The sequence below is a fragment of the Haloglomus salinum genome, from assembly GCF_024298825.1.
Classification (GTDB): Archaea; Halobacteriota; Halobacteria; order Halobacteriales; family Haloarculaceae; genus Haloglomus; species Haloglomus salinum.
Genome location: NZ_CP101153.1, coordinates 266,373 through 278,773, shown reverse-complemented (window position 1 = coordinate 278,773; position 12,401 = coordinate 266,373). Strand labels below are relative to the sequence as shown.

10 protein-coding genes and 1 pseudogene are annotated in these 12,401 nt (G+C 56.5%); 5 read left to right on the top strand and 6 right to left on the bottom strand.

Annotation, left to right across the window (positions count from 1 at the left end):
* Positions 1-161: 161 nt before the first annotated feature.
* Entirely contained in the window at positions 162-1,175 is a 1,014-nt protein-coding gene (locus NL115_RS01260) for a tyrosine-type recombinase/integrase (protein ID WP_254831419.1), read from the top strand.
* 391 nt (positions 1,176-1,566) lie between these two features.
* Here the strand turns inward: NL115_RS01260 and NL115_RS01255 are convergent, their stop codons facing one another.
* A complete protein-coding gene (locus NL115_RS01255; protein ID WP_254831418.1) occupies positions 1,567-2,646 on the bottom strand; it encodes a tyrosine-type recombinase/integrase in 1,080 nt (359 codons plus the stop codon).
* Between the two features lie 603 nt (positions 2,647-3,249).
* Here NL115_RS01255 and NL115_RS01250 point away from each other — a divergent pair.
* Positions 3,250-3,906, top strand: a complete 657-nt coding sequence (locus NL115_RS01250) for a DUF8102 family protein (RefSeq protein ID WP_254831417.1) — start codon at positions 3,250-3,252, stop codon at positions 3,904-3,906.
* A gap of 4 nt (positions 3,907-3,910) precedes the next feature.
* Here NL115_RS01250 and NL115_RS01245 read toward each other — a convergent pair whose 3' ends face one another.
* From NL115_RS01245 to NL115_RS01235, 3 genes are all read right to left on the bottom strand, one after another.
* A complete protein-coding gene (locus tag NL115_RS01245) occupies positions 3,911-4,519 on the bottom strand; it encodes a hypothetical protein (RefSeq protein ID WP_254831416.1) in 609 nt (202 codons plus the stop codon).
* Positions 4,516-4,719 (bottom strand): hypothetical protein, encoded by a 204-nt coding sequence (locus tag NL115_RS01240; RefSeq protein WP_254831415.1) that lies wholly within the window; start codon positions 4,717-4,719, stop codon positions 4,516-4,518. The genes NL115_RS01245 and NL115_RS01240 overlap by 4 nt, the downstream gene beginning before the upstream one ends.
* Positions 4,720-4,968: 249 nt before the next feature.
* A complete protein-coding gene (locus NL115_RS01235; RefSeq protein WP_254833129.1) occupies positions 4,969-6,108 on the bottom strand; it encodes a glycosyltransferase family 4 protein in 1,140 nt (379 codons plus the stop codon).
* 150 nt (positions 6,109-6,258) lie between these two features.
* On the opposite strand from NL115_RS01235, the gene NL115_RS01230 reads away from it, so the two are divergent.
* Complete coding sequence (locus NL115_RS01230) at positions 6,259-7,518, top strand: sulfatase (RefSeq protein ID WP_254831414.1); 1,260 nt, start codon at positions 6,259-6,261, stop codon at positions 7,516-7,518.
* Entirely contained in the window at positions 7,518-8,681 is a 1,164-nt protein-coding gene (locus NL115_RS01225; RefSeq protein WP_254831413.1) for a glycosyltransferase family 4 protein, read from the top strand. The genes NL115_RS01230 and NL115_RS01225 overlap by 1 nt, the downstream gene beginning before the upstream one ends.
* A gap of 219 nt (positions 8,682-8,900) precedes the next feature.
* On the opposite strand, the gene NL115_RS01220 is transcribed toward NL115_RS01225, so the two are convergent.
* The gene (locus NL115_RS01220) at positions 8,901-9,275 is read right to left on the bottom strand and encodes a hypothetical protein (RefSeq protein WP_254831412.1); all 375 of its coding nucleotides are present in this window, start codon (positions 9,273-9,275) and stop codon (positions 8,901-8,903) included.
* A gap of 224 nt (positions 9,276-9,499) precedes the next feature.
* Entirely contained in the window at positions 9,500-11,335 is a 1,836-nt protein-coding gene (locus NL115_RS01215) for a hypothetical protein (RefSeq protein ID WP_254831411.1), read from the bottom strand.
* A gap of 149 nt (positions 11,336-11,484) precedes the next feature.
* Between NL115_RS01215 and NL115_RS01210 the strand changes: the two are divergent.
* Positions 11,485-12,369, top strand: a pseudogene (locus tag NL115_RS01210) (IS1595 family transposase).
* Positions 12,370-12,401 lie beyond the last annotated feature (32 nt).

The following is a 12,401-nucleotide window of genomic DNA, read 5'->3' as shown; positions in this document are numbered from 1 at the left end:
ACTCGGCGTCGTAGTCGCTAGCGAGATCGTCGAAGGCATCGAGGAGGATATCTACATTCTTGCGTTCGATGCGTTTCCCTGCAGGGTACAATCACGCTGCACACGATTCGGATCCCGCTCCAGTCTGGTGATTCGCACCACCAACATGAGCGTGAACTAGTATGTCCGACCTCGATCCAATCGATCCGAACACCGCACTAGAACTGTACCTCGCGGACAAGGAAGGAACCCTTTCTCGGAGTTCCATCGTATCCCACCGGTCGCGTATCTCAGCGTTCGTCGACTGGCTCGACGACCGGGGGATCACCAATCTGAACGAACTCACGGGCCGCCTCATCAAGGAGTACCAACTCGACGGGCGCAAGGCGGGCGACTGGGCCCCTTCGACGGAGAAGTCGATGATGACCACCACCCGTGTGTTCGTCCGGTGGTGTGAGAGCATCGAGGCCGTGGAGAGCGGGCTCTCCGAGCGCGTCCAGTCGCCGTCCCTCACGGGGGACGAGGGCGTTCGAGACACGCATCTCGACGCAGAGAGGGCCCAGGCGGTACTGCACAATCTCGACCGGTTCCACTACTGCAGTCGGGCACACGTGACGCTGGCGGTGATGTGGCACACGATGGCCCGCTGTGGCGCAGTCCGGTCGCTCGACCTCGGCGATTACGACGCGACCGAGCAGTCACTCCGGTTCGAGCACCGGCCCGAGACCGGAACGCCGCTCAAGAACAAGCGGTCATCCGAGCGCCACGTGGCCGTCTCCGAGTCCCTCGCCGAGCTATTGGACGACTGGATAGCGCACAAACGTCCCGACGTGACCGACGAGTACGGTCGGGAGCCGCTGATTTCGACCAAGAACGGGCGCGTCGCCGGCAGCACGATAGCGGGGTACGCGTACAAATACACCCAGCCATGCCGGTACAATCGGCGGTGTCCCCTCGACCGTAACCCGCAGACCTGTGAGGCGACAGACCACAACAAGGTCAGCTCCTGTCCGGAGTCGGTCTCGCCCCACCCATTTCGGCGGGGCTCCATCACGCACTGGCTCCGGTCCGATGTCCCGTCACCGGTCGTCTCGGATCGCGCAGATGTCTCTGAACGGGTGATCGAGAAGCACTACGACGAACGCACCGATCAGGAGAAGATGGAACAGCGACGGGGGTACTTGGAGGACGTATAGTTCGAAGGGACAAAGATCTTCGACGTACGACCGCCGCGCCTCACGATGCTCCGACTCGATGAAATGCCCTACCACCGTTCGATGGCCTCGGGTTGGCGTCAAACCGTTTCGAGGTCACCTGGCTTGTTGCTACCTCCATTGCTTAGTTATATAGTGGAAACAAAAACTATCCATGGGCAGGAAGAGTATCCAGAAAGGTGAACACTCGAACAGTCAGTGCCCGTCCCTTCCACTGACTTCTTCGGTCACAGTTGCTCCGGTTATCTCCACCCTCTCCGGAGGAATCGATACTACCGGGAGACCAGCAGGGACATCCATGCCAACACCGACGTGCTCAGTACTCAACGGCTGTTTCTCCGTCTAAACGGATCATCTGAATCGGAGACTACCGTTAGAGGTCCTCGACGTACGAACGCCGCGCCTCGCGGCGTTCCGACTCCATGGTCATGTCGTACCACCGTTCGATGGTATCGGGATTGGCGTCGCACCGCTTCGAAATCACGTCACCGGTGGGGACACCGTTGGCCCGTAGATGGGTGATGTAGCCGCGCCGAATCGGGTGCGGCGAGACGGACTCCGGGCATTTGTACGCGGTATTGTTCGTTTGCGCAGCCGGGCAGGTGTCCGGGTCCTCACCGATCGGGCACTCCGCCCCAATGGCGCAAGGCCGGGACCACGCGTACACGTACTGACGAATCGTGCTCTTCTGGAGGCGACCGTTCGTCGTCGTTATCAGCGGCTGCCTGCCGTGCTCGTCCGTCACGTCGTGGCGGTTCGCCTGGAGGTATCCGTCGAGGACCTGGGTCGCCTCGGTCGAGATGCTGATCTCGCGCTCGCCACGGGCGCCGTTCTTCAATCGCGTCCCTGTCTCTTCCCGGTTGACCGCCTCGATGTACCGCTCCGTGTCGTCGTAATCATCGAGGTCGAACGCGTACAGAGTAGACTGTCGAACCCCCGTTTCGGCGAGGAGCGTCCAGACGACGTGCTCCCTGGTGAAGGGTTCGAACTTCGCCAAGTGGGCGACGATCTTCTTGGCCTCGTCACGGGAGAGCCACGATTCGTCTTTCCCCTCGTTGTCGGAGAGGGTCGGGAGGATGACGAGCTCGTGGAAGCCACGGTCGAACACCTGGCGGTGCTCGCAGTACCGGAGGAACTTCCGGAGCGACGCCAGGCAGCTCTTCACTGATGACCGGGCGCTGAGTTGTGGCTGCTTCCGCAGGTAGTTGTGGTATGCGTCCGTGTGGGACGCCTGGAGGTCCCGGAGGTCCTCGATGTCGTGCTGGGCGCAGAACTGCTGGAAATGCCGCAGGCGCGTCCGGTAGGACGTGACGGTGCTTGGCTGCGCTCCCCAGGGGTTCGTCTCGAGATAGAAATCGATCACGTCATCAACCGGGATCACTCCGGAGAACAACTCATCCCCACCCTGGGTCACAGCGGGCGCTGTGCCAGTCGTCCCTTCGGAATCACTCATCGGTTGGGGTTCACGGTGATCTGTCCCGTCGTCCGTGCGCCGGGAAGTGGTAGTGTCACCGCTCGATGCCCGTCGAACCGCCGGATCGTCGGAGGTGTTTGGCCGTCGGGTTCGGTCAAGGGACTCCAGCCTGCCATGATGGCAACCTCACCGTCGTCGGTCCGCACTTCCGAGGTGGCCCCTCTCGGGAATTCGCCCACCGAACACGTAGTCCGTTTCCCCCGAACAGTGGGTCCCGCGACCCACATCGTGTCTATGGAGTCAAAATTGCCCCTCGAACCTAATCCGCATTGGTGCATGGCCGACGGGAAATGTCGGTTAGAAGACCGGGTGTGGGTGAGACCAGTCGGTGACCGGATACCTCGGATAGGGAGCCTGTTCCTGTTGTCTTCCCGACTTTGCTGGACGACCTGTAGGACGTACTTCCCCCGTAGCGATGCTGTTCGTCTCTCGGGGATTACCGCTCGTCGCGTGCGTCGACGAGGGGACGTTCTGGTTGCGATTGGTGCCGTCATTTTCTCCGCCTGATATGAGAAACGGCCCTCACCGCCAAAGTGGTAATGGATGAAAAACTATTCAAAGTTAGGCCGTAATGGACTAATTATGTCCGAAGACGGAGACGGGCCTCCCGGCGATCTGTTCACGAGTATCGACGGTGTCAGAGACGACGACAGCGATAGTGAGCCGCTGCTTACGCCCGAGGATCGACCACGGGGTATCCTCTCTCCGACCGACCGGGACTATCTCTGTGGACTGAAGGAGTACGCCCAGCCACAGACGGACGCGAACAGACGCCAGGATATCCGCGAGCGAGTGATCAACGGGCTCAAGGATTTCGTGTTACTGAGTCTATTTCTGGACCCGGACGAGCGGGCGAAGGTATTCGAAGAGCTTGGCTCGGACGAAACCGACGACGTGCTCGCGGCGATGATTGCTTTCGCCTATCTCGGAGTTGATGGGGATCGCCCCCGGCTCGAAAGGTGTATCGGGCACGGTGTCCTCCAGGGTGCGAACGTCAACCGACTCTTTCAGTCGGGCGGCCGGGCGACCAACGCAGATGTCTCCATCTCGGTCGAGTACGATCCCGATGTCGAGAAGCTGTCTCGGCGTCTCGAGAACGGCAAGGAGCTAACCGACGCCGAGATCGGGGCGCTCGTCCGAGCCGGAAATATTGGTGCGGAGGACATCGAAGAATTGGCCGAGTCACCCAGGGACTTCCCCGGCGTTTTTGCTGGGAGGGGTTCCGAACCACGGGACTGACCTGCTACTGGATGGCGGTCGACTCCTCGTAGCCGCACTGGTCGCAGACGATTCTGTTGGGGTCAATGACCCCACCGGTCAGGGTGATGTGGCCGCCGGAACAGTTGGGGCACGGCTGTTCCTCTTCGAGCACGGCTGTCCGGAGCCGCGCGACATGGCGTTCCGTTTCCGTCACCCGACCATTGAGGTCGGGGACTGCCGCTTCCAATTGGTCGGTTCGTGCGTCCACGTCCTCGACGGTTCCCTCGATATCCTGAAGGGCAGCCAAGCGCTCCCGAATGGCTGCGAGTTCTTTGTATTGGTCTTGGATCTCCGAATGTTGGTTGTTGACCTGGTCAGCGAGAGTATTGGTCTCGGATTGGAGGTCCTCGATAGCTGCGCGTTGTTTAGAGATGACTTCCTGTTGTTCTTCGATGAGTGCCCGAAGGTCGTCGACGGTTTCCCGCGTCGCCTCTAGTGCGGTCGCGTTTGCTTCCGTTGCGGAGGTCGGAGTGTGTTCAGGTTGGTCGGTGTCGGACTCCCATGCGAGCGATATCGATTGCTTCTGGTCGGTCGGATCTGCACCCTTCTGGTCGGCCTCGTCGTCATTGTCACCGGGCTTGACGAACTTCATGTTTCGACGTTCATGACGATGGGTTCCTCACACCAGGGGCATTGTGTCTCTTCTCGCTGGCTCTCCCGGTAGAACTCGAGGACTCGTCTGACGAACTCCGCCCGGCTGATTCCGAGTTGGCGGGCCTCGTCTTCGATAAACTCGCTCATGGCACCATCGACTTTGGTGGAGACGGCGATCTCGCCCAAGCTGTCCGACATCGATGATATGTCATTATCAGATCGGCGCATATATCTTCCGGTAAACGAAGTTTACTCTAAGTTTACCGGGTTTACTGGGTGCTGCATTACTTAGTGGCGAGTACAGTTCCGACCTGGATGACGAAAACTCACTCACAGTAGCATTGAAAAGTGTTTGTGGGGTACAGAAAATAGATTATGCCGAGGTTAGACGCTCAGTAGTGAGATATGCGAGATTGCTCGGGGGCTGTACGATGCAACGGGTCCTGATCACCACGAGCCGTCGATGGCACGCTGATACGCTCTTTCTGCCTGATCGGCTACCGCGTCCCAGTCGTATCGCTGTGCGCGTTCGACGGGGCTCGTCGGTGGCCGTTCACCGCTTAGAGCGGCCTCGAGTGTCTCCGTCAGGGACTCGACCGTGGGTTCGACGAGGAAGCCTGCGTCGTCGATGACTTCGTCTGCGGCCGAATCATGGTGATCAGCGGCGATGACGGTGCAGTCGGCGGCCATCGCTTCCACGAAGGTGATACCGAATCCCTCGCGGGTACTCGGAGACGCGAATATGTCGGCTGCGCGCATGTGACCGAGAACGTCATCGTAGTCGTCAAGGAAGCCAAGAAATTCGACGCGGTCAGTGTGAGTCAATGACTCCTGTTTTCGCTCGAGGCGTTCACGTTCGGGTCCATCGCCGATGATACCCAGCGTGGCGTCGTGATGGTCGGCGACCTCGTCGAAGGCATCGAGAAGTACGTCCACGTTCTTGTGTTCGATGAGTCTGCCAGCGAAGAGCACATCGTAGCCCTGTTCGGGAAGCGGGGCGTTTCTTATTTGTTCGACGTTGATGCCGTTCGGCACGATTTCGATAGTCTCGCGGGCGGGGCCGATAGCGGCGAGGCGATCAGCCGTGATGGAGGAGATTGCTACCGGATGTTGTGGTGTGCGTGCGGTGATGTGCTCGGTGAGTTTGCCGAACGGAGCGAGGTGGCCGAGATACTCATCCCAGTAGTCGCCCCAGACCTCGTGCCACGTCGTTACGAGTGGAGTGTCGGTCCGGAGGCTGGCGAGTTTCGTGGCGAGAACCGGGAAGTACGGAAAGACGCTGGCAACGACGATGTCGTGTTCGTCGCGGCGGAGATGACCTCGGAGATGTGGGAGCGCTCGGGCTGCGAAGTCGATGGCTTCCGTGATGGACCGACGATCCCCGTCGTAGAGGTCGGCTTCGGGGGCGACTGCACGCAGCGTCATTCCCTCGTGGGTGGTATGTTCGGGGCCATCCCAGAAGTGGCGGCCGTAGATGGTGATATCGTGGCCCTCGTCGGCGAGTCGGGTACCGATTTCGTGGATACGTTTCTCGGCCCCGCCGGTGACGAACGGGTAGACCACATTCGACACGAAGGCCACGCGCATCATCTGATAAGCCGTGAGTACCAGATAATGTCCTTTCGATGTGCCGACAAACCAATGAATGGTTCGTAGTGACCGGTAACGCGGTTTGATGATTCCTGGTGGAGATTGTTCACGTAACACCTATCTCCCATCATGTATTTCCTCGATATGATGAGTGAGGACTGGGAGAACGTCATCCTCCTTTCTGCGGATGCGCTCCGCGCGGACCACCTCTCCTGCTACGGGTACCACCGCGACACGTCGCCCGTACTGGACGAGCTCGCGGAGGAGAGTATCCGGTTCGAGAACGCGTACAGTGTGAGCTCGCACACGCGAGAGGCGGTTCCGGCCCTGTTGACCGGGAAGTACCCCGATGTCGCTATCGACTCGAAGTACCATCTCACTGCTGACACTATCGCGTCAACGCTCGCCGACGAGGGGTTCGCGACAGCGGGATTTCATTCGAACCCGTTCGTCTCGCGGGCGTACGGTTTCGACCGGGGCTTCGATGTCTTCGACGACGACCTCCACCTCGGCCAGCACAAGCTGATTGCGCTCGCACAACGGGCAGTCGACAAGCTTCGAAATCGCCACTATGCCCGCGCCGAGGAAATCAACGAGCGCTCGCTGACGTGGATCGACTCACTGGATGACGGGGGGCCGTTCTTCCTCTGGAACCACTATATGGACACGCACGGCCCATACGAACCTCCTGGTGAGTATGCGACACTGTACGCCGAGCAAGGCTTGTCAGGCCGGGATGCACAGTCGCTGTACCAGCGTGCAATCGACGACCCCGAGTCAATTACTGAGGAGGAACAGCAGTTGTTGATTGACCTGTACGACGCCGAAATCCGGTACAACGACGAGTATATCGGTGCGTTTCTAGACGAACTTCGTGAACGGGGATTACTGGAGCGGTCACTACTGATCGTAACGGCTGACCACGGTGACGCGTTTGGAGAACACGGCTACTACGAACACCCACGGTATTTACACGACGAAATTACGCACGTGCCACTGCTTATGCGACCTCCAAACGGTGATAGTGAATCAGTAGATGCACCTGTGAGCACTCTTGATGTTGTGGCAACTATCGAAGAAACAGTTGGACGCGACAGTACCGATGGTGTATCGTTGTTCGACGCTTCGACCGATAGGCGAGTGTTCTCACAGGCTCGTGGAGAGAACGAACACAGTCATCTCCGGCGATACGCTGTTCGTACTCATGAGGACAAATGTTTCTGCGAACGAGATCGGGATAGTGGCGCAATAGAGTTCACGGAGAGCTCTGACCGGTCGCTTCACTCCGAGCTTGAAGCGTATGTTGAACATCGAGTTCGCGTTGAGAACGGCGACAAGATAGGTGAGGATGAGAAAGTTGACGAAGAAATCGAGCGGCGGTTGAATGCTTTAGGGTATAAGAAATAATGCATCTGCTCGTCCTTTCCGAGGCATTCTATCCCGAAACTAGCGGCGGAGCACACGTCCGCTGGCGATTCTGTCAACTGGCGGTTGAGCGTGGCCACGATGTAACGGTCTTTACACCCCACGAAGCAGGCCTCGCCAAATCGGAGACCGTTGATGGCGTCGAAATACGCCGTCCATTCCCAGTGAAACCCGATTCGATGCCGATTTACTCCACGCTCGCGGTCGTGACTCGCATCGCCGCATCCGTGCTGTTCTTCATCTATCTGTGCTGGTGGCTCCGCGACCGGGATGTCGACGGGCTGCACTCGGCTTCGCATCTGACTCACTGGGTTGGAAAGGCGCTGTCGGTGCTCTACGACCTGCCACTCGTCTCGTTTATCGGCTACACGCCATCAGTCGATGCCGACCCGTCGTTCAGCCCGCAACTGCTGCTCGAACGGATGAACTTCCGCTTTTTTATGGGAAAAACCGTGTTCTGTCAAACACCGGGCGTGAAGACGGTCATCGAACGGTACACCGACGGGACCGTTGCGGTGCTTCACGGAATACTCAATCAGAAGCGAATCACCGATGCCGTGTCGACGGCGGACCGGGACCAGCGACGCGCCGACCTCGGTGTCGACGGGAACGAGAAACTGCTCGTCTACGTGGGGCGTCTCGCACCGATCAAAAATCCCGTCGGTGCAGTCGAGGTGCTCTCGGAGCTTCCGTCAGAGTACAAACTCTCCATTGTCGGCGATGGCGACGAGCGGGAGACTGTCGAGCAAGCGGCACGCGAGCTCGGTGTCGAGAATCGCGTGCAGGTTTGTGGAACGTTGCCGCACGAGGAGGCGCTTGCAACAATTTCGGCCGCGGATGCACTCGTACTCCCCTCCCATACAGAATCATATCCGACAGTCGTCTTCGAAGCTCTGGCGCTTAATACAGCAGTATTCGTCACACCGGTGGGAATCATCCCGACCATCGACCATCCCCGGCTGCACGTCGGTTCGCTTGACGAGTTCCCACGACTCATCTCCGAAACGACTATCGAGTCGGCCGACGGTCTCGATACCGAGACGCTAGAGCGATTTTCGATGGAACGGTACACGGACGGACTCCTCGGTGCGTTCGAACGATGTCATAAGGTACAGCAGCCAGTAGAGGAAACAACTCTTCCATGAACGGACTCGTCACGGTCGATGTCGAAGGTGGTGCCGAGCCGAACCCCTACCACAGCGTCGATATACCGGAGCGATTACTCGACGAGGTGGCGATACCCGCGACGCTGTTTGTCACGCCCGACGTGGTGGAGAATCGGCCGGAAACCGTTGCAACGTGGCACAAACAGCCACCAGTCCATCGGACTCCACATCCATCCCTCACGGCTCGGGGAGAGCGACTCAGATTGGCTGGCCGAGTACGACGAAGATGATATCGGGGCGATGGTCGCCAACGGCTGCGAAACGTTTGCCGAACACGTCGATTTCGAGCCGATGCTGTTCCGAGCGGGCCGGTGGGAATACTCCGAGCAACTCATGCGGGCGTTGCAGAGCCAAGGATTCGAACGCGATGCATCGCTCCGACCTGGACGACAACGCGACCCATACCGCCGTTTCGGAATCGAAGAGATCCCGATGACGGTGTACGATACGGCGGTCGTTCGGCAGGTCCTTTGGCCGTGGAATCTGGAATCGATACCGCTGCACGCCGATCTGTTTCTCGGCAACCGAGCATTCGTGCCCGGGTTTTATGCCGTGATGTGGCGACTTCTTCATGCTAGTTTGATATGTTATGGTAAGTTTCCATGACTACGATATCAAAAACCCACATATTTACAACAGGACAGATGATTATCTTTCTTTCGTTGATATCCAAACTGCATTCACAACAATAGATATATTTTGATAATTTTGGATATTTTACCCGAATAGTATTTCATTCAAATGCTTGCTCGTCGTCGATCAGTAAATCATCGCCCTCGGTGAGCGTGATCGCTGTGTTAACATTTTCCGATTTTTGAAATATTAAAATTACCGTTCGAGTATACTTGTCGGACAGTTGGATCAGCTTGCAACTGTCGAAAATCCGAGCGCGTGAATTTCTTGGAAGGTCGTGCGTCGAGGTATGTCGCCCGATCAAATTTACCTTCGATATAGTACCGACACCCAATACTTTGGGCAACTGTAGTATTATTTCGGTAGCCAAAGTGTGCAGGTGCGCGATATTCTCGGTCTCTATCTCTCGCATCAAGTTCATCGTATCGGGCAGCCTCCTCTGTGGGTGAAAGCAAATACGTTACATATCTGAAATTGAATCTCCATAGTGTAGTTGTCTTAATATTTCTGTTTTTATAATCGAAGTACCACCCCATTCCAGCGAGATCACTTGGGAGAATTTGATGGTTCGCTTTGACCGTATCAGGGGAATCATATGTTGACCCATAGACTACCATAGTTGCTCCTATAATCGGAGTTGCTACAAGGATTATGACAACTATTCCTGTGATAATTGATCCCACTCTGACTGTTGCTGTTCCGTTTCTAGTTATGAGATGACGAACAGCGGTTATTGACACATAAACAACACTGCCACAGGCAACAAGTCCACCATAGATCGCCGGTCGCAAAGCACGCTTAAAGTTGAAGTGAGGAATAACGTTCGCTACTAACTGGGCGCCTGACCAGAAACCCGCTCCCACGATGACCACGCAGATAGCTGCCGGAATTTGATACCGCTTTGGGACGGCTCGTGGTCCAAAATCAGATAGATAGAGAATAACACCAAGACCAGCCATTGAGCATACAACAATCACCCCCCCAAATTCGCGGAGTGCAAGTACAACAACATCAATAGGCGACAGGCCAAAATCTTTAAGTAATGTGGCTGCGAGCGACTTTTGGCTAAATATTTTCGTAGGTCCACTCCGAGAGGGAAGAAGTTTAATAGCAATCTGCGCAACCCCACGTTTGAATAGTCCAGAATTAATTGCCCATAAGTAACCAAATGACGCAGACAGGAGAAAGAATGGCATAATCTCTTTGGACCAAGAGAATCGGGGGAGTCCGCGCTGCCGGACGGCAAGTACGCCTACAAGAGCAAGATATACTGTTGCAATAAAAGCCGGAATGACATGATATATCCATATTGTTAAAATTACTGGCAAAAGCACGATAGATATACGTGTTCGTTCATTCTGAGTATCGACAACTCTAAGCGATAAAAATAATATGAGTGGAAACAGTGCTGTCCAAGTGAATTTTGAGGGGGAAACTGAAGCCGGCACGTATGCGATAGGGACGAAGAGTAATACAGCAGTGATAGGAATATGGGCATAACGCGCGAGTAAGAACGACGTGAGACAGAAGAGTAAGATTGCAGTGGTCGAAAGAATGGCGAGTTGCGACGCGGCGGACAGACCAGTAATATCAATCAAAGTCGCAGACAATATGTGTAAATTTGGGTAAATTACTGTCGGAATCATTCCTGTCGCAAGTACGTCACGGATTGCACCCACGTGGTTCATCGCATCTCCGAATTTGACGATGTAACCGAGACTTCTCGGGATGAACGGGAAAACAGCACTAAGAGTGAGTACTGGAGTTAGTGCATAGAGGGCAACTCGATCATACTCATAGAAAAGTGCTACAAGACAGGTAATAATCGAACCGAATACGATTATTCCCGCCCCTGCACGGAGCACTACTGGGATTTGTGTGTAAAGGGAAGCCGAGTATTTATTAACTGTTGGAATTAATGGTAGAGCGACAACAATAAGTGCTGAAAGGATGAGACCGATTTTTATAATTATTGATTCTATTGTCTCCCGACGAACCATCACGTCATAGTTATTCGGACAATTAATAAATACAGGGTATCCGTTTACTCTCCATGAACGCTCTTGGGTAGAGGATTGTTGGTCAGTTCTGAGCAGTAGCTAGATGCCACAGCGGGCAAGGGTGACGTGAGTGCGTCACCCGACGAACGATGATGCCAATCAAGACGTTCGTCTCGGAGCGTCGGGCCGCGGATCTGCTAGCACAGAATCGCTGGCGTGACGGCGTCTATTGCCCACGCTGCCGTGCCGAATCACGGATTCGGCACGGCAGCTATCGGGTGTTTCAGCGGTATCTGTGTAAGGATTGCGACCGCACGTTCAATAATCAAACCGGCACCGTCTTCCAACACTCTGCGGTGGCGCTCAGAAAGTGGTTTCTCGCGGTTTACACGTACATGCGTTTCAACAGGAGTCTCAGGCAGCTAGACGTAGAGGTCGACGTTTCCTACAAGACGATCTACCGGCGCGTCCAGCGCTTTCTGCGAGCGCTGGACGCGCCTCGGCTCCAGCTCGAAGGGCCGGTTGAGATCGACGAATTCTACGTGAAAGCAGGGCGCAAGGGCCGCGAGCGCGACGGCTGGTCGCGCTCGCGGGGGCTGTCCACGCGCGGACGTGGAACATACACGGGGGACTTGTCCGCCGCGTTTGTTCTCGCGGATCGTGGCAGCGGTGAACGGTACGTGATTCCGGCGAAAGCCGCCACCGAATCGACGATTCGACTCCTGCTGGCTGGCCGCTAGCAGGAGTCGCTCACCGTCTATACCGACGGCTTTCGGGCGTACGAGCCGCTTGACGAGGTCGACGCATTCACTCGTGAATACGTCGTCCACGGCGACGGCGAGTACGTTGATGGAACCGTTCACGTGAACACCTGCGAGAGCCACGCGTCGCTGGCGCGACGGTGGCTCTCGCCGCATCGAGGCGTCTCCAAAGACAGACTCACACCATATCTCCGAGCGTTTCAGCTCCGCCGTGACGTGTTCACCAAACCGGGAAGAGAAGCACTGAAAACCATCCTCGAAACTGCGTTATGACTCACCAACAATCTACGCCACAAGAGCGATCT